This window comes from Salinispora cortesiana, assembly GCF_000484695.1.
GTDB lineage: Bacteria > Actinomycetota > Actinomycetes > Mycobacteriales > Micromonosporaceae > Micromonospora > Micromonospora cortesiana.
On record NZ_AXVR01000002.1, the window covers coordinates 19,452 to 37,892 of the forward strand.

Sequence of the window (18,441 nt, forward strand, 5' to 3'; positions counted from 1 at the left end):
ACCGCGCAGCCGGTTACTGACCACTGACGGGCTCAACGCGGCCTGCCGCTACCTGGCCAGCCTCCCTTGAGCCTTCGCTTCACTCAGAAACTGTGACAGGCTGCCGCAGACACACAGGCACGGATGAGGAGGTGCGGTGGCGGAGAGGCCGACATCGGTCTTGATGCTCTCCCTCGGCGGGACAACCGCCATGACCGCCGGCAGCGACGGTGGCGGCGTCGTGCCGAACCTGACCGCCGAGGAGCTCATCGCCGCTGTACCTGGACTGGCCGAGACTGGCATCGACGTGCACGTCCAGACCTTCCGCCAACTGCCGGGCGCCTCGCTCAGCTTCGACGACCTCACGGCGCTAGCCGCACTGATCGCCGACCACACCGCGACCGGAGGTATGGATGGCGTCGTGGTCACCCAGGGCACCGACACCATCGAGGAAACCGCCTACCTGCTCGACCTGCTGCACACCGGCGAGGCGCCGGTTGTAGTCACCGGTGCGATGCGCAACCCCACCATCGCCGGCGCCGACGGACCCGCGAACGTCCTCGCCGCGATCCGCACCGCTGCCAGCCCCGCCGCCCGGGGCCTTGGCGCCCTGGTGGTCTTTGCCGACGAGGTCCACGCCGCCCAGCACGTCCGCAAGACACACTCCACCAGCGGCGGCGCCTTCCGCTCGCCGAACACCGGCCCGCTCGGCCACGTCGTCGAGGGCACAGTACGGCTGCTCACCCACCCACCGCACCGCCTGACCGTGCCGCTGGAGACGGTCACCCGGGTTCCACGAGTCGGGCTGTACACCGTCTCCCTGGGCGATGACGGCGCCCTCCTCGCCGGGGCCGACGGGCTCGACGGCCTCGTCGTGGCGGGGTTCGGCGTCGGCCACGTACCTCAACGCCTCGTCGAGAAGCTCACCGCCCTCGCGGCGAGGATCCCGGTCGCGCTCGCCTCCCGTACTGGTGCCGGACCGGTCTTGGCGTCCACCTACGCCTTCCCCGGCTCCGAGAGCGACCTGCAGCGCCGAGGGCTCATCGGCGCCGGCTTCCTCGACCCCTACAAGGCGCGCATCCTGCTGCACACCCTTCTCGCCGCCGGCGCCGAGCCCGAGACCATCGCCGCCGCATTCGCCGCCTACGGCACCGGCGATCCTGCCCGCTGGCCCTGGCCGGCCCTCAGCCAACAGCCGGAGATGCAGTATGCGTAGCCACGACCTCACACCCGGCCGCATGATCGGCGTCACGTTCGACCACGGCGAGGACTTCTTCACCGCCCTCGCCGACGCCTGCCGCATCAACGGCATCCGCCACGGCTACATCCCCGTCTTCATCGCCGGCTTCAGCAGTGTCGAAATCGTCGGCACATGCCAACGCCTCGACAACCCCCAGGCACCCCTGTGGGACCGCGTGCACCTGTCCAACGTCGAAGCACTCGGCGGCGGCACCATCGCCTACGACGAGGCCGAGGACCGGATCCTGCCGCACATCCACGTCAGCGTCGGCCTCAAGGAACACAGCGCCACCGGCCACACCAGCCACCTGCTTGCCGCCACCGTCCAGTTCCTCACCGAAATGTTGGTTACGGAGGTTGCCGCGCCAACAATGCGCCGGGTCCCCGATCCCACGATGTACAACGTGCCACTCCTACAATTCGGCAACGGCTGATCATCTCAGATGGCGGCGTAATCTTGTGGACTGACGGGTTGCCGCGATGCACGCGAAGGGCTACGGGCCCCGATCGTGTCAACCATCCCTTTGCTGATCATCGAGATTTGCGGGCCCATCATGCGTCTTATCCCCGAGGCGAGCCTCTACGACATGCCTCAGTTGCCCATCAGCGACAACTGACAGGCCAGCAGCATCCACTCCCACCACACGCGCTGGAACCTGGACCGGAAGCCGCTCATGCGACTGGCCACCTGCGGTGCCGACCCGCCCAGTGTCTAGTGGCCTCGCGAGGAGCCCGGTAGGTTCAGCGGTCGAGAACTTCCACTTTCATCGATAGGGGATGCCGGCCACGTGTCACAGATCGAGAAGATCACCGGTGAACTCCGTGCGTTGATGGCCGGGGTCGAACGCGCGCAGGGGTCGGCCGCCGCCGCCGACCGTCAGGCGCAGGAGACAGCGTCACGGGCTGCTGGTGCGGGCTTCGTTGCGGTGGCGGCGGGTGTGGCACGGGTGCGCAACGCGATCACGGGCATCCAGGGCGGCCTGGGAAGACTTGCTGGTTCGATCGGTGAGGCGACGACGGCCGCCGCTGCGGTGCCGAACGAAGCCACCCCGCAGGAGACGATCGCCGGGCTGGCGCCTGTGCAGAGTGCCGTGGACGCCGCTCGGGACGCGGCGTCCGGGGCCATCACCGGAGTCGGTGAGGCACAGCAACTCGTCGCCATGGTCCTACAGGGCGGGCAGCCCGGGCCGCTGTTGCAGGCCCTAGAGGCCATTAAGCAGGTCCTGGTGCTGGTCGTGCAACGCACCGGCGGGGCCCGGCAGGCCATCGAAGCGGCGATCGCGCAGGCCCGGCAGTTGGGGTCGTCGGGAAACTGACAGGGGCTGGCGGTCACCCACCGGCCAGCCCTACCCCTTCCCAGCAGGGTGACCCGCCGCCGACACCTCATGCCGCCGACGACAGCCCATCGGATGACCATGACCACGGCACGCCCTGGACCAGACAGCCAACCGGAGTCCCGGGCGGGACGCCGACCGGTCCGAGAACCAGAATTCCACCCAGGTTGGACGACGAAGGGCGGCGTCCGTTGGAGCTCGAGAACGAATGCGCCGATATAGTCGCCAGCACGAGCTACCGGGTCCACCAGAACCCCACCAGGCAGGAGATCACCGACGCCCGGCTCCGCACCGGCGACTCCGGCAACCCGGACAAAGACCCGGACTACCTGATCGAAGGTCACGTGTTCGACTGCTATTCGCCCACCCTCGGCAAGCCGGTACGGGGTGTCTGGAGCGAGGTCCGCGCCAAGGTCGACAAGGAGCAGACCCAACGCGTGGTGCTGAACCTGCACGACTGGCACGGAGACCTCGCGGCCCTGCGGACACAGTTCGACACCTGGCCCGTCGAGAAGCTGAAAGAACTCGTCGCGGTAACGCCGAGCCGCGCGATCGTGCAGATCGTCCGTCGAGACTGAGGAGAGGCGCAGAGATGGCTGTCGAGTTCAGGTTGACCCTCGCCGGTGACCTGCCCCTGGACCACGTGGCTGATCTCGTGGCAGCCGAACCCGCCGAGAAGCCCAGGCCGAGCGGCACCAACCCACAGCTGCTCAGTGCCCGCCTCTACGACACCCGCGGGTACGCGCTGACCGTCTCCTCAGGCAGCCAGGGCTACTTCGATGCCGAGGCCGAAGACGGTGCCCGCTGGGAGTGGGAGCCAGAGACATACGTCGACATCGACTTCTCCATGAAGGCTGACGACCTGGTCGACAAGGGGATCCCGAACATGATGAAGGCCGTGGCCCAGGTGTTGACCGCCCGACAGGAGGACGCGGCGCTGGTCCAGAACGGCAACTGGCTCCTGCTGACCCGCACCACCGGCGAACTCCGCAGACACCGGCATACCTGGTGGAGCCACTACAGCAGAGACGACCTCATCCCATGAGCCGGCCACGCGCGAGTGACTCGCTGACGACGACGTCCCCCTCGGCCCAAAGGACCTGAACCGCGACAGCGACGACTGGGCCACCACGCGGCTGATGACGAACTGGTCGAATCCCCCGAGGCACGCGATGCCCAGCTAGGAGAGGGCAGCCCACATGATCTTCGACGATGTGCGCGGTGTGTGCTCTCCAGCGGATGCCAACCCGGGTGAACCGATGCCAACACGGGCCACCGCGGCCGACCGCCGGTCGCAACCCGGGGTACGTGTGCTCGGGGTGCGCTCCTGGACTGGGCGAACAGGGGTCCGGGTGACGTGGGTGAACGTGGGCCACTCCCTGCCACCCCAGGTGAACCCCCGGGTCGCTAGACTGGGCGCTCGCGCCCTCGTAGCTCAGGGGATAGAGCAACGGTTTCCTAAACCGTGTGTCGCAGGTTCGATTCCTGCCGGGGGCACCCAGGTCAGAGGCTTGATCACCGATCTAGCTGCCAAACTGATGGAGCCATGCGTGGAGCGAATCACGCTAAGGTCGCTCCATGCCCTCCACATCGAAGGCGCGCAAGCGATCGCGTGGTGAAATCGAGACCCTACCCAGTGGGTCACTCCGCGTAAGGGTCTACGCCGGCGTCGACCCCGTGTCAAAGAAGCGGCACTACCTCGTAAAGACCGTGCCTGCCGGACCGAAGGCCGCCCGCGAAGCCGAGAAGGCGCGTACGCGGCTGCTCAACCAGGTTGACGAGAAGCGCAACCCCCGCACCAAGGCGACGGTCAACCAGCTTATGGACCGGTACTTGGAGGTGCTCGACGTCGAGACGACGACGCGCGGCACCTACGAGGGGTATATCCGCAACCACGTTCGGCCGCTACTCGGCGAACTGGCCGTGGGCAGGCTTGATGGGGAAACACTCGATTCGTTCTACGCGGTGCTCCGTCTATGTCGCGCGCACTGCCAGGGCCGAAAGTACATCGAGCACCAGACCGCAGGAGAGCACTCGTGTAGCGACCGCTGTCGACCACATGCGTGTCGGCCACTCGCGGACTCGTCCATCCGGCAGATTCACGGCATCCTCAGCGGCGCATGCAAGCGGGCCGTCCGCTGGCGCTGGATCGGGGCCAACCCGATTGACCAGGCGGAGCCACCGTCTCCGGCTCGCCCCGATCCGCGCCCGCCGACCCCAGAGCAGGCCGCGAGCATTGCCACCGCAGCCTGGCGGGACCTTGACTGGGGCATGTTCGTCTGGCTTGCCCTGTTGACGGGTGCTCGGCGCGGCGAACTGTGCGCGCTTCGCTGGGATCGCATCGACTTCGCGACGGGCGTTCTGACGATCCGATCAAGCATCGCGCAGAGCGGAGCGAAAACGTGGGAAAAGGATACAAAGACCCACCAACAGCGCCGAATCACCCTTGATGATCAGACGTTGGCGCTACTGCGGGCGTACCTACGCCGCTACACGGAGCGGGCCGCCACGCTCGGCTTCACCCTGCCGACCGACGCCCGTGTGTTCTCGCTATCGCCTGACGGGAGCACATGGCTCAAGCCCGACACAGTGACCCAGCGGTACGCCCGCATGTGCGCGCGGCTGGGATGGGACATGAACATCCACCAACTTCGGCACTACTCCGCCACTGAGTTGATTGCTGCTGGCGTAGACGTGCGAACCGTAGCCGGGCGACTCGGCCACGGCGGAGGAGGCTCGACCACGCTGCGGGTTTACAGCGCATGGGTATCTGAAGCGGACCAACGCGCTGCGGGCACCCTGACCGACCGAATGCCGACCCTCCCCGCTGGTCTCGAATCAGACGGAGCGCTTTCCGCCCCTCTACCTGACCCGATCACGGACGACTCAGCGCCGTATCTGCGTGTGGTTGCGGACCTTCGGGCCGCCATCAAGTGCGGTGCATTGCGGCAGGGCGGCCCGTTGCCGACCATGGTCGACCTTGCGGCACGCTACGAGGTTGCGCCAAGCACCGCACAGAGGGCAGTTGCCATCCTCGCGGCAGACGGCGATGTGGTTGTTTCGCGTGGCAAACGGGCTTTCGTGGCAGGCTCATAAGAAGTCTACCGGTGCGAATATCCGCCGCTTGTCGGACTACTGGCACCAGGCCGCGGCACGTAACCTGATGGAGTGAACGAGTTCATGAGTGCAGCGAAGAACACCGCCGAGAGACTGCTCGCGCAGCAACTACCACGTCGATGGCGTCACGTTCAATCGGTCGCCGCAAAGGCGACTCGTGTCGCCGAGGCCCTTCCGATGTCAGAGCGACCGATCTTGGTAGCGGCGGCTTGGCTGCATGACATCGGCTATTCACCGGGACTCAAAGATTCGGAAATGCATGCTCTGGATGGCGCCCGGTGGCTGCGCGCAAACGGCTATGACCCGCGTGTCACGTCACTCGTCGCCCATCATTCATGCGCACTATACGAGGCGGAAGAACGGGGACTTGCCGTAACCCTTCGAAGCGAGTTCCCGCCTGAGGAGACGCCGACATCCGACGCCCTCTGGTACTCAGATATGACAACCGGCCCGGATGGGCAAGACCTTACAGTGGACGAACGACTAACCGAGGTTCGACAGCGGTACGGTCCTGACCACATCGTCACCCGGTTCTGGGCACGGGCAGAACCGGCGCTACTCGCCGCCGTAGCCAGGGTCGAGGCAGGTCAACCGATGTAAGGCTTTGGGCGCTGCTCGTATCCGTGTTCAATACGGAGTCGCATAGACGGATGAATCGAAAACTGATCCAGTTCGGCGCGTGACACCCAGCGCACCTCGGATGACTCACTGCTAGGCGTAGGATTACCACCTAGGCACTCCCCAAGGAAGCAAATAGAGAACTGCTGCCGGACCTCGCCGTCACTGTAGGACATCACGTGTTTCGGGTCGGTATAGATCCCGACTACGCCAGCAACGCGGATGTCTACTCCCGACTCCTCCTTCGTCTCGCGTACGGCGGTCTCCGCGATGTACTCACCGAAGTCTTGAGCCCCTCCGGGGATGGCCCAGAGCCCGTTATCCGTACGCCTGATTAAGAGCACGCGACCCTTACTGTCGGTAACGAAGACCGTAACTGCCACTACGATACTGTTTGGCTTTGGGGCCGCCGGATCGTTGTAGTACTCTGTGCGCGCCATGTGATCACGCTACCACCTTAGGCTCCCACACCGGCACGGACGTTGACCACACCCGATCGAAACTGTCGGCGTACGTGTCAAACAAGTCCCCTCCGGAAATCCGCCGGAGATGCATAACCGGTGTGTGCGCGGCAGGGAATCCGAATACATGAGCGTTCACGAGCATTTCGTCATCAAATCGGTAGATAGAATTGTAGAGCGTTGTGCGATGAAAATGAATGGCGACGTCGGGCACCTCTCGCAAACGCTGATAGAAGGCAAGCACGTTGCGCACCTTCCCCGCCATAGAGTCTCCGATGCCTTCCTCTGCTCCCCGCTTCGACACTTCGGGGCTCTCGGGGTCACCGAGGAGAATTTCGACTCGTGCGCCTGATTGGGCCTTCTCGCGCAACGCCGCAATGAGCTGCGGTTGCTGTTCGGGGAGAAATAGCCCGGCGTACACCAGCACGCCAACACGCTTCGCCGCGTCGTTGATGAGGCGACGCCAGAGTTCGTCAGGGACCGCCCCGCGGCGCGGGTACACCCGCACGCACTCGGACTCGGCAATGCGCTGTGCCCGTTCCGCCGGCACGGCGTCCGGCCATAAGTAGGATTCACTCTCCTTTACCAAGGCTGCAATTGCGTGTCGGTACTTCGGATATGGAGCCCGGCCCTGCGTAATCCATCGCTCTGCTGTCTTCGGGTCGACGCCCACATGCTCAGCCATGGCTGCGTGGGTAAAGCCGTTGCGGAGGATCGCGTCACGCAATCGGTCGTTCGGCATCGGTTGCCACCCCTGATCGACAGACTTCTAGGGACGACCTCAGGTTACGAAGGACGTCCCTAGAAATCCAGCCAGGCAGTGAAGTCGTGACCTTCCATCTCGGCACAGTGGAGCCAGCTTCGACCGACAACGGAAGGAACACAGATGAACGCCAATGTGATCAGCGGCCGGCAGGTACGTCGGTTCTACGACGTAGCCGAGGCTGCCGAGCTGCTGCGCCTGTCGGAGCCGACGCTGTACCGGGCGATCCGGGCCGGCGAGTTTCCGGCAATCAGGGTCCGGGGGCGGCTTGTGATCCCGGCTCGCGCCATTGACGACATGGAGACGTCCGCCCTGGCGAACGGCCTGGTTGACGCCCGTACCTACGCTCTGCGGCCGGCGGGCTGACACGCGCCGCTACGACACGGCCCGCTTCGGACCTGGCGGCGCTGGTGGGATCGCGTGCTCCCGGGCGAGCTTTCGGATGTAGGCACCACTGAAGGGCGATAGCCGCTCGACATCAGTGGGGCTGAGGCCGTCTCTCAGGGCCGCAACAACCGCCATGATGACCGCCTCTCGGGCAGTCTCGTGCGCCGCCTCGGTGCGGCGATACCGCTTCGTAGCTGCTGAAAGTTGCTCTCGGGCGTCAGTCACGCCCACAAGTCTACCGCTACCTACTTGCGCAACAGACCCTCGTATCGCTACCTTGTTGCGCAACAGAGTTACGCAACAAGGTAGGACCGCCGGTTGGCTACCGGGGAAGGCAGCGCCTCGCGGCGCTGCGCGCCCACGAGCCGCCGCGCGCTCGTTCATTGAGAACTTCACAGCAGAAGCGCCGCGTAGATCCGTCTGCGGCATCCGGTGGCATTCACTGACCTCCGGAACCCCGCCTTGAGCCACACGGTGGCCGACCTCGGTAGATCCCGAGCGAGCGGGGCGAGCGGGCCGGATCCGGCGCGCGGCATGGACTTCTGCCTCAGACGGCTCTGACAGGGCCGATTTAGCGGGCGGTGGTGACGCACCGCCCCCTTTTCCGATCACACCTTTCCGACCTGACCTGGCCCTACGGTCGCCCGTTGGGGTCGGGTCCGAGCTGTGAAGTGAGGGCACCGACATGGCGTCTATCGCCGATTCCTACCACTTGATGGTCTCCGACGTGGCCTGTTGGGGCGAGTGCCGCAGCTGCGGCCAGCTCGCCCCGCTTCCACCCGAGGAGCCGATGTGCCGGCGGTGCCGGCCGTCTACCTGTGTTCCCCGCCGCCGGAGCGCGGCGGGCAAGCGTCGGAGGAACCGTAAGTGACTGACCTGGATGCCCTTGATGGGCCGACCTCGACCGACCTGGCCGAACTCTCGGCGGAGATGCCGCTGATCGAGGCCGAGGTGCTGCTGCTGGACGCGCAGATCGCGGTGTTGCGTCTCGGCCTGACTGATGTGACCCGGCAGCAGGTACGCCGGGCGCAGCGGCAGGTGCTGCGTGAGGCCCGCGACCTGTTGGCCGTTCGTGCCCCCGGGCCGCGCCGCGATGCGGCCTAACCCCCCTGATTTCCCTCTTTGGAGGTTTGGATGCGCAAGATTCTCGGCTGGGCCGTGCTGGCCTTCGTCGCGTTTTACGTGATCAGTAATCCGGCTGACGCCGCGGGCATGGTGCGGCAGGTCGCCGCCGGTGTCGGCGAGTTCGCCTCCGCCCTTGCTGGGGGTGGCCAGTGACCACGGCAATCCCTGACATGTTATTTACCGCCGCAGCGATGGCCTGTGCCGGTCTTTCGACACCACGGCACGCCGCCCGTGGTTAGCGCCGCCGTCGCGATCGTGCTAGCGACCGATGGGTACCGCCGCCGTTGGATCATTCTTGTTGAGCGCACGGACGGCCACGGCTGGGCGCTGCCTGGCGGCTACGTCGAACCGGGCGAGACGGCAGCCGATGCCGCCGTGCGTGAACTGGGCGAGGCTACCGGGCTCCTGCTCTATGCCGAGGACGAGGTCACCTGGGAGGCCCTGCCGGCCCGGGTGGTGCCTGACCCCCGGTCCTCGGGTGGGGCGTGGGTAGCGACCGTGCCATCCGTGGCCCGGCTTACCGCCCGCTCTCGGGCTGACTTTCCTGCACTGACCGGGGTCGAGGGGGCGGGCCGCGCCGAGTGGATACCGGCCAACGCGTACGCCGCCCTCGCCGGTCATCTGTGCACCGCCTACTCGGGCGAGGTGATCGCCGGTCACCGCGCATTGATCGCCGACCTGCTCACCGTCCACTGACTGACCAGGAAGGAGCTTTTGATGACTGTTACGACGTACATGCCGGGTGAGGTTGTCGATATCACCGTTGAGGGTGCTCGGGTGGTGGCCTTCAATGCCGCGTACCTGACTGTCGTCTTGCCGCAAGGCGATGCCGTGGCGTTGGAGTGCGGATCGACGGGGTTGACCGTGAACCGGGTGGCCCCGGCCGAATGGCCGCCGCGTCCCGGTGACCTGTGGCGGGACCGCTGCGGCGTTCCGTGGTTCGCCTTCGACGCCGCCGACTACGACCACACCGGGCAGGAGAAAGTCCTGCTGTGCAGCCCGGATGCGTACGGACGCGGTAGCCAGGTTCATCCCTAGCTGGTTGCCCGGGACCTCGGCCCGCTGACTCTGGTGCATCGGGAGGCCGGCTACCTGAAGCCGGCAGATGACCCCTGTTCTGACCTGTTGGAGGTCTTGTGAGTGACCGTAAGAGTCGACGGGCTGTGATGGCCGCGCTGCTGCTGTTGGCTAACCCGTCCCACATCTACGTTCATACCGAGGGTGTCGCGTTGTCGGTCAAGTTCGACAGCGTCGCCGATCTGAAGTCATGGCTGAACCTCGCCGGCCTGCTCGAACCGGACTTGCTGATGAGTGAGCGGCAGGGCACCAGCGACGATGGCCGCCCCTACCTGGCGGTTCACGCCTACCCGCAGTGGCATGGCTGGGAGTTCTACGCCTCGGCCAGGGAGTTCACCGACGGCCGTGGGGACCTCGACACGCAGACCGCTGGCGGGCTCGCCGCCCTGGCGGTGACCGGATGACCGCCCCCACGCTGTCCGCATACCCGAAACAGGTAGAAGACCTGGTGCCCGCCGCCCGGGATCTGGCCGCGCAGCTCGGTACGGTCCCGTCTCGCAACCGCATCAAAAAGGAGCTGCACGTAGGCGGGCCGAAAGCCGACGCGATCCTCGCCGAGCTGACCCGTACCCCATTGCCCGCCCCGCCGGTCGACAACGGCCCCGCACCTGAACCTGCCGCTGAACAGACGGCGGGCCCGGTCGAACCCACCCCGCCGGCCCCAACCGAGCCCGGACCGGTGGTGGACCCGCCGCCAGTCGCCGACGACGCCCCGCCGGCCGTCGACCCGCAGCCCACACCCGCCGAAGACCCGGGCACCAACATCACCAGCTCGCCGGCCCGTCCGGCGGTGGTGTGGCCGGTGGTGCTGCTGGCGCTGCCGGCGTTCGTGGCGGTCTGGTCCGGGTGGGTCGGACTCGGCGGACTCACCGGGTTCGGCGTGGTCCACCCGCTACCGGGCATCTGGGACTCACTGTCCCTGGACACCGCGATCACCCTGCCGATCGGGGTGGAGACCTACGGCGCGTACGCGCTCTACGTGTGGCTGTCCGGCCGGGTGCCCGCGCGGGCACGCCGTTTCGCCAAATGGTCGGCGATCGCGTCCCTGCTCGTCGGCGCGCTCGGCCAGGTCGCCTACCACCTTCTCGTGGCCGCCGGAGTCACCGTCGCCCCGTGGTGGATCACCACTCTCGTGTCGTGCCTGCCCGTCGCGGTGCTCGGCATGGGCGCGGCCCTCGCCCACCTCGTTCGATCACACAACTGACGCCGAGAAGGGGAGTTGACGATGCGTTCTTGGCACGTCTTTACCGCCGCCGCCCTGGCCAATGTGGTGCTGATGGTGGCCGCCGACACGGCAAGCCGTGTGCTGCACGCGGTTTCCGCGATCGCGTTCACGGTAGCCGCTTTGGCGACCCGTTCACCCCGGTCAGGCCGGGGTTCCTAGCCCCGCCCGGCGGCACAGCCCGTGGCCTCGAAACCTGTGCTGTGCCGCCGGTCTTCTCCCTCGGTTCGTGGAAGAACGTCAGGAGAACACCATGTTCGCAGATTCTCCCGTGCAGGTCACGGCGCTGGCGGTAACCGCGCTTGGTGCCGCCGCCGCTGGGTGGCTGACCGCCCGCCGTGCCCTGGCCGCCGAGCTGGCCGCGACCCGGTACGCGGCAACTCATGACCCGCTCACCGGCATTTACAACCGCGCCGGCCTTACCGCTGCCTCCGATGCCCTGATCAGCGCTGGTCACGCCGCCGGTGGCCTGGTGGTGGTGCTGCTGGTCGACTTGGTCGGCTTCAAGGCCGTCAACGACACCTACGGCCACGATGCCGGCGACGCCGTCCTCACCACCGTCGCCGGCCGACTCGCCACCATCGCCGAACCGGCCGGGATCGCCGCCCGGCTCGGTGGAGACGAGTTCGCCGCAGTAGTGACCGCCGGCCCCAACCGCCGCCACGACGACGTGTCGCAGTGGCTCACCCAGCTACACGCCCACCTGACGATCCCGGTCAGCTACGGCGGCCAGCCGCTTCCGGTCGGGGCGACCATCGGGGCGAGCCTGGCCCGTCCCCACCTGCCTGTCGGCGCGTGGCTGACCGCCGCCGACAAGGCCATGTACGCCGCACGCGCGCACCGGACCGCCACCGCCATCACCAGTACCCCACACCCGCCGGAGAGCCGGCCCGCCGTGCGTTCCCGAGACAAGGAGCGTCCCACCTCTCACCTGGCCGCGATCCGGCCCCGCATCGCCTGACCTGGAGGAACAAACCCATGACGATGGGGCAAGTTTCCGAGCCGGCGCAGACCGGCGTGCCGGCCGATCCGGCCTGGTTTTTCGCCCGTGCCGAGTTCACGCGCGGCGAGTTGACGCGTGTGGACGGCAAAGCGTCGACGTTGATGGCGATCGCGGGAGCGGCGGCCACGCTCGGCGCCACCGCTCTGACCAGAGCTGACCTGCCGGCGGTGGCGTTGGCGGTCGGGGTGGCCACGGTCTTCCTGGCTGGTGTGGCTACCGCGGTGCTGGCGGTGGCGGTCCGGCCGTGTCTAGCCGGCGGCCATGCCCTGATGCACTACGCCGTTTCCACCCCCCACCAGCTACTCGCCGAGGCCGCCGATCCGGCCCGGACCACCGCCGAGCAGGAAGCCCGCTACCTGGTGTGGCTTTCGCGCCTGGCGCTGCGCAAGTACCGGCGGATCCGCCTCGCGGTCGACCTGCTGCTGACCGCGCTTGCCGGTACCGCCGGCACCGCTGTCCTCGCTGTCCTGACCCCCGGAGGTTGACATGCAGAACAGGAACAGCCCGTCTCGTAGTGGTGTGGTTGCTGCCGCGACCGTCATTGTTCCGGTGGTGGTGTTCGGGTTCGGCTATGGCCTGGCCCGTGACGCCGAGCTGACCGCCTGGATCGCTCTGGTCGCACTGATCGCTGCTGCCGGCTACGGCATCACGCAGGCCCTGATCCGGGTCGGGCGGCGATGACCACCACAACCACACCGCCCGCCACCGCCGAGGCAGAGCCGACCGAACCCGACACTGTCACCGGTCCGCCCGGCGACAGCGCCACCGAGCCGGCCGACGCCGAGGCGACAGCCGTGGAAGCACCCGGAGACACTGCCGACCCGTCAACGCCGGAGGACGATCCGCCGGCCGAGGAAGGCGAGGATCCGCCGACCGGGTTCCCGGGCGGGGCAGTGTTGGCCTCGGCCGCTGACGTGATGGCCGTTGGTGGTGGCGCTCTGGTGGCCGGGGCCGGTGGCGCCGGGGTGATGCTGCTGGCCGCTGGTGGCCTCGCCGCCGCTGGTGCCGCAGCAGCCGCCCGCCGCCGGGATGAACGCCGCCGCCGGGAAGCCGGCCGGCGGGTTGGAGGCACGGCACGCGCGCCACGCCGCTCCACCGCCGGCACGCCGGGCCTAACTCGCGGCCGCAGCACCAGCCGCCGTGGTGGTGTGGGGTTCGGCCGAGACGGGGCCGGTAAAACTCGCCGCCGCCGTCGGGGCGCGGATCCGGGTCACGGTGGGGCCGGCAAGTCCAGCCGACGCCGTAGGCCGGGGTCCGGGCGCGACGGGACCGGGAAGTCAGGCCAGGGCCTGTTCGGGCGGGGGTTCGGCCGTTCGTCGCCGTTTCGGCGGTCCAGCTCGGCGAAGTCCCGCAAGTCCGGCAACACCGGCACGGGCAGTTCGAAGGGCAGGTCATGGTGGGGCAAACGCGCCGGCCGGAACCCGACGACCAGTAACAGCGGTACCCGCAACAGCAACAGCGGCCGTCGTCGTGGGCCGCTGGCCCGGGGCCGGGCATGGCTACCGAAACTGCCCGCGATCGGGAAGCCCTGGAACAGCAGGCGCAAGGAAAGGTCCGGGTCGAGCGAGAAACGGCCACCGTCGATGGCGAGCCGATCCTGGTGGCGCGGCCTGGTATCCGGACTGCGAGTGCCGGCGGCAACCCCACCACCCGGGGCACGGACCCCGCCGACCCCGGCGCCCGGCTCTGGCCTGTCCGGTGTGGCTGCGCTGCCCCGTGGCCGTCACGCCCCCCGCCCGGCGGCGTCTGCGGTGAGCGCTGAGGACGCCGTGCGGCAGGCCCGACAGATCCGTAAAGCCCTCGCCGGAGTCAAGGACGCCGTCAAAGCGATCGAAGCCGCCGCCGCGTCTACGGCCGGCACGCAAGCACGCAACGACGGTCCGGGTCCTACCGGACCGCAACCATTGGGAGGACAAGGGATGGGCCAGTTCCCGCTACCCGCCGCCGCCGCAGAGTTCCGGTCCGCGGCGTCGCAGTACACCCCGGATGACATGTACGAGTTCGGGCTGCACCTGGCGCAAATGCCCGCCGCGATGGCCGACATCGCCGAAGGCCTCAAAACGATGGCGATCCGCACCGGCACCGAACGACCGGTCAACCCCCTCGTTGTCGAGGCCTTGGCTGCGCTTTACCACGCGCAGCGGGCCACGATCACCGCCGCCGAAACGATCGCCCCCATGTTCCGCAAAGCCCACTCGGTCGATTTGGCCCGCCGGGAGAACCCCCGTAACAACGAACAGGAGTGGAACGTCCGATGACCAACGCCCCGCAGACGCCCCCGGCCAACCAGCCGGGGGCCACCCCCAACCCCACCCCAACCGCCACGCCCACCGCAGCCCGGTCGAAGCCGGCCGGCTGGGTTACCTACGCGCTGTCGACCTGGCACTGGCGGCACCCCCACCCCGCATGGGGAACCATCAACGCCGCCGGAGCGACTCTCGGCACCGCCGGGATCGCCGCCGCCGCCGGGGTTCCCGCCCCGTTCGCCCTGATCGGTGGGGCGCTCGGCGCGGCCGGAGCCGTCGCCGGAGGAATGACCGACGACCTGTCCGGACGGCGCCTACTCTGGCGGGCCGGAAGCTGGATGCTGCCCGCAACCTGGATGGCCTCCACCATCGGCCTCGACGCCGTATGGTCCGGGCCGGCGCTAGGCACCCTCGCCGCCGGCACCGCCGCCGCAGCCACCATCGCCACCGCCGCCGGCCGCGCCCGCCAACGCCGCACCGTCACCCGCCACCAGCAGGCAGCCCGCGCCGACGCCGCCACCGCCCGGGAGCGGGTCGCCGTGGCGTGGGAAGCCCGCATCGCCCGCGTCACCGACGTCAAAGTCACGATCCGAGCGGTGCAGGCGTGGCCCACCAGATCCGGGTTCACCCTCGACGCCGACCTACCCACCGGCGGGGCGACCTGGCGGGACATCGCCCGCCGCACCGAAGGCCTCGCCACCGACGCCCGCCTCCCCAACGGATGCGAGGTCACCGTCGAACCCGGCGACAGCCGCGGCGCGGTCCTGCTGCACGTGTCCACCGTCAACCGCCTCGGCGAAGACCACTACCTCGACGACCACAGCCCCCTATCGATCAACAACCCCCTCGCCATCGGGGTGCACCGCAACGGCGAGCAGGCCCTGATCAACCTGCGGTACGCGTGCGGGGTGCTGGTCGGGCAAACCGACTCCGGCAAAACCAACCAACTGCAGACCATCAACACCCAGCTCATCCGGGCCGTGGACGCGATCGTGTGGCACATCGACCTCGCCGGAGGCGGCCTCGCCCGACCATGGGTCACCCCATGGGCCGAAGGCCGCGCACCCGCCCCGGCCGTGGACTGGGTCGCCACCACCGCCGCCGAAGCGGAGATCATGACACGGGCCGCCATCGAGATCCTCAAAGGGCGTAAACCCGCCTACCAGCAGCGCATGCGCGACGCCAACGACGACAAGATCCCCGTCGGCCCCGACCTACCCGAAATCGTCATCGTGGTAGACGAGATCAAAACCGTGCCCGCGCACATCGTGGCCATGCTCACCGAAATCTCCGACACCGGCCGCGCCGCCGGGGTCCGCACCCTGTCCTGCGCCTTGCGTGCGACTGATGACTACCTCCCTGTGGCCATCAAGGAGCAAGCGCGGGTCCGGGTCGGGATGCGCGTCTCCGACGAGAAGGAACTCAACTACCTGTACGGGTGGAAGTACAACATCGACTCCGAGGCCGCCCCCTACCAAGGCTGCGGGTTCCTGCTCGCTGGCGAGCCGGGTGAAGCAGCGCCGATGCCGTTCAAGGGCTACCGCACCGACCCCGGCCGCATCGACACCGCCGCCATCGCCGCCGCCGGATGGCGACCCAACCTCGACCCCACCTCCGCCCACCTCGCCGACCAAGTAGCCGTACGCGGCACCCGCGCCTACACCGACCGCTGGACCCGGGTCATGCCCACCCTGTTCACCGAACCCACCACCATCACCGCCACGAACAGCAACCCTCAACCCACACCGACCGCCACACCCGACAACACCGACGGCTCGAACATCGCCCGCATGTTCGACCCCATCCCCGGCGACACCCTCGACGCCGCCCTCCACCGACTCACCACCATCACCAACCACACCGGCAACCCCGTGCCCGAGCTACTGACCCGTGCACTCGACGCCACCGAAGCCGCCGGAGGACGCATCCACACCGCCGACCTCGCCACCCAACTCGACATGGACCCCGCCGACCTCGGCACCGAACTCGGCCGCATCCTGCGCGACGTCAACATCGAACGACACAACAACACCGGCCGACTACGCGTCGGCGAAACATCCAAACCCGGATACCTGGCTACCACCCTCCGTGACGCCGTAAACGCCTACCGGGCTGGCACTCAAAAGGCCGCCTGACCCTCCCACAAACCGGTGTGGGAGTCACACGCCAGCACCTCCCACAAACCGTGGGACTCCCACACCCTGTGCCACCCCCCGAAACACCCCCTGACCTGCCCGTGTCACGCGTGTCACTCCCACACCCACAAGGGGGGTACCGGCCCGAAAACCCGCCCCACACCCCCCCCTGCCTTCCACGCCTGACACACCTCCCACACACACCCCACGCCGACCACACCCGGCGCGCTCCCGCACACCCAGATGCCGTAACACTCCGTAGCCAGAAAGGCGACTTGACCATGGCTTCCCCAACCCGTTTCACCCGCAGCCAACGCGCCACCATCATCGTCTGCGCCCCCGTCCGACTCGGCCCCGGCGTCCTAGCCCACACACCAGCCCCCCACAACACCAACGCCGGCAACGAAGCAGTGGCTAACACACCGGTATGGGTCACGGTCCCCGCCTGCCAGCCCACCCCCGAACCCGACGACCCACACGCCGGACACGGGTGGGCGCAGTACACCGCCGGATGGGCCGACCACCTCGGAGCACTAGCCTGCCCCACCTGCTACCCACCCGAACAGACCCACTGATGGCCACCATCACCGGCCTGGAGGTGTGGCTCACCGGCACCCCGACCGAACTCGACGCCGCCACCGACGCCCTGGCCGCCGCCGGTCGCCTCGCCCAGCGCGGCCAGCACCACCCGATGACCGGCGCAGACACCGGCCGCGCCCGCCTCTACCTGCGCCTCACCATCACCGCCACCAACCGCCGGCCGGCGCGCCCCGCCCGCCGCACCAGCGTTAGCGACCAGGGCGGGACCGTGCTGCCGTTTCCCGACCGGCGTACCGGCTGATGCCGTGTCGTTGCTCTGACCTGCCGTCACCCGTTACAGACACAGGGTCACAGCGGATTACACGAATGTGATTTGCTCTCTGTTCGAGCCGTACCTATGTACGACAGAATGTCGATCATAAGAGAGGGGATGGCCATGGCTGATCACAGTGCGATCGAGTGGACCGAGGCCACGTGGAACCCCACCACCGGCTGCGACCGCATCTCCACGGGCTGCGACAACTGCTACGCCCTGACGCTGGCCAAGCGGTTGAAGGCGATGGGTTCGGCGAAGTACCAAAACGACGGTGATCCCCGCACGTCCGGTCCTGGATTCGCGGTGACGGTGCACCCGGACGCGGTGAGGCTTCCGCTGCGGTGGCAGCAGCCGCGGATGGTGTTCGTGAACTCGATGTCGGACCTGTTCCACGCCCGCGTGCCGACCTCGTTCATCCACGAGGTCTTCGACGTGATGGCGGCAACGCCGCAGCACACCTACCAGATCCTGACCAAACGGGCCGCGCGGTTGGCCAAGGTGGCGCACCTGTTCGACTGGCCCGCCAACGTGTGGATGGGCGTCAGCGTGGAAGACGCCGGGCAGCTCGCCCGCCTGGACCATCTGCGTCAAGTTCCGGCAGCGGTGCGGTTCGTCTCCGCCGAACCCCTACTCGGACCGTTGCCCACCATTGATTTGACCGGGATGCACTGGGTGATCGTCGGAGGCGAGTCCGGGCCGTCCGCCCGGCCGATGGCCCCGGACTGGGCGCGCACAGTGCGGGACCGCTGCGCCGAAGACGGTGTGCCGTTCTTCTTCAAGCAGTGGGGTGGCCGCACCCCGAAAGCTGGCGGGCGAACCCTCGACGGTCGCATCTGGGGCCAGATGCCCGTGACAGACCGGGTGTCGGTAGGGGTGTGA

25 protein-coding genes and 1 tRNA gene are annotated in these 18,441 nt (G+C 67.9%); 23 read left to right on the top strand and 3 right to left on the bottom strand.

Features of this window, described 5'->3' with window-relative positions; translation table 11 throughout:
- The first annotated feature begins 136 nt into the window (after positions 1–136).
- The 8 genes from K228_RS0101665 to K228_RS26645 all read left to right on the top strand — a co-directional run bounded on the left by K228_RS0101665 (position 137) and on the right by K228_RS26645 (position 6,269).
- Positions 137–1,195, top strand: a complete 1,059-nt coding sequence (locus tag K228_RS0101665; protein ID WP_025616838.1) for an asparaginase — start codon at positions 137–139, stop codon at positions 1,193–1,195.
- A complete protein-coding gene (locus tag K228_RS0101670) occupies positions 1,188–1,652 on the top strand; it encodes a PPC domain-containing DNA-binding protein (protein ID WP_025616839.1) in 465 nt (154 codons plus the stop codon). The genes K228_RS0101665 and K228_RS0101670 overlap by 8 nt, the downstream gene beginning before the upstream one ends.
- Before the next feature lie 354 nt (positions 1,653–2,006).
- A complete protein-coding gene (locus tag K228_RS0101680; RefSeq protein WP_025616840.1) occupies positions 2,007–2,534 on the top strand; it encodes a DUF6244 family protein in 528 nt (175 codons plus the stop codon).
- Positions 2,535–2,719: 185 nt separating this feature from the next.
- Positions 2,720–3,130 carry a CdiA C-terminal domain-containing protein gene (locus K228_RS0101685; RefSeq protein ID WP_025616841.1) on the top strand — a complete coding sequence of 137 codons (411 nt, stop codon included), beginning with the start codon at positions 2,720–2,722 and terminating at the stop codon, positions 3,128–3,130.
- A gap of 14 nt (positions 3,131–3,144) precedes the next feature.
- Positions 3,145–3,597 (top strand): SitI3 family protein, encoded by a 453-nt coding sequence (locus K228_RS0101690; protein ID WP_025616842.1) that lies wholly within the window; start codon positions 3,145–3,147, stop codon positions 3,595–3,597.
- Between the two features lie 379 nt (positions 3,598–3,976).
- Positions 3,977–4,049 (top strand) — tRNA-Arg (locus K228_RS0101695).
- A gap of 81 nt (positions 4,050–4,130) precedes the next feature.
- A complete protein-coding gene (locus K228_RS0101700) occupies positions 4,131–5,648 on the top strand; it encodes a tyrosine-type recombinase/integrase (protein WP_025616843.1) in 1,518 nt (505 codons plus the stop codon).
- Between the two features lie 72 nt (positions 5,649–5,720).
- Positions 5,721–6,269 (top strand): HD domain-containing protein, encoded by a 549-nt coding sequence (locus K228_RS26645; RefSeq protein ID WP_245603393.1) that lies wholly within the window; start codon positions 5,721–5,723, stop codon positions 6,267–6,269.
- Here the strand turns inward: K228_RS26645 and K228_RS26650 are convergent.
- Together K228_RS26650 and K228_RS0101705 are read right to left on the bottom strand one after the other, a co-directional pair.
- Positions 6,257–6,727, bottom strand: coding sequence for an NUDIX hydrolase (locus K228_RS26650; RefSeq protein WP_033776393.1), 471 nt, complete (start codon positions 6,725–6,727; stop codon positions 6,257–6,259). The two genes, K228_RS26645 and K228_RS26650, sit on opposite strands and share 13 nt — an antisense overlap.
- Before the next feature lie 4 nt (positions 6,728–6,731).
- Positions 6,732–7,490: a hypothetical protein gene (locus tag K228_RS0101705; protein WP_025616844.1), complete on the bottom strand. Its 759-nt coding sequence runs from the start codon at positions 7,488–7,490 to the stop codon at positions 6,732–6,734.
- A 144-nt stretch (positions 7,491–7,634) separates the two neighbouring features.
- Here K228_RS0101705 and K228_RS0101710 point away from each other — a divergent pair, with 144 nt between their 5' ends.
- Entirely contained in the window at positions 7,635–7,877 is a 243-nt protein-coding gene (locus K228_RS0101710) for a helix-turn-helix domain-containing protein (RefSeq protein WP_025616845.1), read from the top strand.
- A gap of 9 nt (positions 7,878–7,886) precedes the next feature.
- On the opposite strand, the gene K228_RS28125 is transcribed toward K228_RS0101710, so the two are convergent.
- Positions 7,887–8,123: a hypothetical protein gene (locus K228_RS28125; protein ID WP_155251543.1), complete on the bottom strand. Its 237-nt coding sequence runs from the start codon at positions 8,121–8,123 to the stop codon at positions 7,887–7,889.
- Positions 8,124–8,765: 642 nt separating this feature from the next.
- On the opposite strand from K228_RS28125, the gene K228_RS0101715 reads away from it, so the two are divergent.
- From K228_RS0101715 to K228_RS0101795, 14 genes are all read left to right on the top strand, one after another.
- Positions 8,766–9,002, top strand: a complete 237-nt coding sequence (locus tag K228_RS0101715) for a DUF6284 family protein (protein ID WP_018829188.1) — start codon at positions 8,766–8,768, stop codon at positions 9,000–9,002.
- Positions 9,003–9,032: 30 nt separating this feature from the next.
- A complete protein-coding gene (locus tag K228_RS28705) occupies positions 9,033–9,176 on the top strand; it encodes a hypothetical protein (RefSeq protein ID WP_188116152.1) in 144 nt (47 codons plus the stop codon).
- 78 nt (positions 9,177–9,254) lie between these two features.
- Positions 9,255–9,719: an NUDIX domain-containing protein gene (locus tag K228_RS0101725; protein WP_025616846.1), complete on the top strand. Its 465-nt coding sequence runs from the start codon at positions 9,255–9,257 to the stop codon at positions 9,717–9,719.
- Between the two features lie 21 nt (positions 9,720–9,740).
- Complete coding sequence (locus K228_RS0101730) at positions 9,741–10,061, top strand: hypothetical protein (RefSeq protein ID WP_155251544.1); 321 nt, start codon at positions 9,741–9,743, stop codon at positions 10,059–10,061.
- A 128-nt stretch (positions 10,062–10,189) separates the two neighbouring features.
- Positions 10,190–10,504, top strand: a complete 315-nt coding sequence (locus K228_RS0101735; RefSeq protein ID WP_025616848.1) for a hypothetical protein — start codon at positions 10,190–10,192, stop codon at positions 10,502–10,504.
- The gene (locus K228_RS0101740) at positions 10,501–11,304 is read left to right on the top strand and encodes a hypothetical protein (protein ID WP_025616849.1); all 804 of its coding nucleotides are present in this window, start codon (positions 10,501–10,503) and stop codon (positions 11,302–11,304) included. The genes K228_RS0101735 and K228_RS0101740 overlap by 4 nt, the downstream gene beginning before the upstream one ends.
- A 21-nt stretch (positions 11,305–11,325) precedes the next feature.
- Positions 11,326–11,484 (top strand): hypothetical protein, encoded by a 159-nt coding sequence (locus K228_RS28710; protein ID WP_188116153.1) that lies wholly within the window; start codon positions 11,326–11,328, stop codon positions 11,482–11,484.
- A gap of 109 nt (positions 11,485–11,593) precedes the next feature.
- A complete protein-coding gene (locus tag K228_RS0101750) occupies positions 11,594–12,283 on the top strand; it encodes a diguanylate cyclase domain-containing protein (RefSeq protein WP_025616850.1) in 690 nt (229 codons plus the stop codon).
- Positions 12,284–12,300: 17 nt separating this feature from the next.
- Entirely contained in the window at positions 12,301–12,810 is a 510-nt protein-coding gene (locus K228_RS0101755) for a Pycsar system effector family protein (RefSeq protein ID WP_155251545.1), read from the top strand.
- A gap of 1 nt (position 12,811) precedes the next feature.
- Positions 12,812–13,006, top strand: a complete 195-nt coding sequence (locus K228_RS0101760) for a hypothetical protein (protein ID WP_025616852.1) — start codon at positions 12,812–12,814, stop codon at positions 13,004–13,006.
- On the top strand, positions 13,003–14,583 hold the full coding sequence (locus K228_RS29315; RefSeq protein ID WP_245603395.1) for a hypothetical protein: 1,581 nt from the start codon (positions 13,003–13,005) through the stop codon (positions 14,581–14,583). The genes K228_RS0101760 and K228_RS29315 overlap by 4 nt, the downstream gene beginning before the upstream one ends.
- Positions 14,580–16,706 carry a hypothetical protein gene (locus K228_RS0101780; RefSeq protein WP_029723286.1) on the top strand — a complete coding sequence of 709 codons (2,127 nt, stop codon included), beginning with the start codon at positions 14,580–14,582 and terminating at the stop codon, positions 16,704–16,706. The genes K228_RS29315 and K228_RS0101780 overlap by 4 nt, the downstream gene beginning before the upstream one ends.
- Positions 16,707–17,280: 574 nt before the next feature.
- Positions 17,281–17,547: a hypothetical protein gene (locus K228_RS0101790; RefSeq protein WP_025616856.1), complete on the top strand. Its 267-nt coding sequence runs from the start codon at positions 17,281–17,283 to the stop codon at positions 17,545–17,547.
- A gap of 129 nt (positions 17,548–17,676) precedes the next feature.
- On the top strand, positions 17,677–18,441 hold the full coding sequence (locus K228_RS0101795; protein ID WP_080671515.1) for a DUF5131 family protein: 765 nt from the start codon (positions 17,677–17,679) through the stop codon (positions 18,439–18,441).

Bases quoted from the DNA above. Each gene is read 5' to 3' on its own strand.
- K228_RS0101670 (WP_025616839.1), top strand. From the start codon at position 1,188: ATGCGTAGCCACGACCTCACACCCGGCCGCATGATCGGCGTCACGTTC.
- K228_RS0101690 (WP_025616842.1), top strand. From the start codon at position 3,145: ATGGCTGTCGAGTTCAGGTTGACCCTCGCCGGTGACCTGCCCCTGGAC.
- K228_RS0101700 (WP_025616843.1), top strand. From the start codon at position 4,131: ATGCCCTCCACATCGAAGGCGCGCAAGCGATCGCGTGGTGAAATCGAG.
- K228_RS26650 (WP_033776393.1), bottom strand. From the start codon at position 6,727: ATGGCGCGCACAGAGTACTACAACGATCCGGCGGCCCCAAAGCCAAAC.
- K228_RS0101705 (WP_025616844.1), bottom strand. From the start codon at position 7,490: ATGCCGAACGACCGATTGCGTGACGCGATCCTCCGCAACGGCTTTACC.
- K228_RS0101710 (WP_025616845.1), top strand. From the start codon at position 7,635: ATGAACGCCAATGTGATCAGCGGCCGGCAGGTACGTCGGTTCTACGAC.
- K228_RS28705 (WP_188116152.1), top strand. From the start codon at position 9,033: ATGCGCAAGATTCTCGGCTGGGCCGTGCTGGCCTTCGTCGCGTTTTAC.
- K228_RS0101730 (WP_155251544.1), top strand. From the start codon at position 9,741: ATGACTGTTACGACGTACATGCCGGGTGAGGTTGTCGATATCACCGTT.
- K228_RS0101735 (WP_025616848.1), top strand. From the start codon at position 10,190: ATGGCCGCGCTGCTGCTGTTGGCTAACCCGTCCCACATCTACGTTCAT.
- K228_RS0101740 (WP_025616849.1), top strand. From the start codon at position 10,501: ATGACCGCCCCCACGCTGTCCGCATACCCGAAACAGGTAGAAGACCTG.
- K228_RS28710 (WP_188116153.1), top strand. From the start codon at position 11,326: ATGCGTTCTTGGCACGTCTTTACCGCCGCCGCCCTGGCCAATGTGGTG.
- K228_RS0101755 (WP_155251545.1), top strand. From the start codon at position 12,301: ATGACGATGGGGCAAGTTTCCGAGCCGGCGCAGACCGGCGTGCCGGCC.
- K228_RS0101760 (WP_025616852.1), top strand. From the start codon at position 12,812: ATGCAGAACAGGAACAGCCCGTCTCGTAGTGGTGTGGTTGCTGCCGCG.
- K228_RS29315 (WP_245603395.1), top strand. From the start codon at position 13,003: ATGACCACCACAACCACACCGCCCGCCACCGCCGAGGCAGAGCCGACC.
- K228_RS0101780 (WP_029723286.1), top strand. From the start codon at position 14,580: ATGACCAACGCCCCGCAGACGCCCCCGGCCAACCAGCCGGGGGCCACC.
- K228_RS0101790 (WP_025616856.1), top strand. From the start codon at position 17,281: ATGGCCACCATCACCGGCCTGGAGGTGTGGCTCACCGGCACCCCGACC.
- K228_RS0101795 (WP_080671515.1), top strand. From the start codon at position 17,677: ATGGCCATGGCTGATCACAGTGCGATCGAGTGGACCGAGGCCACGTGG.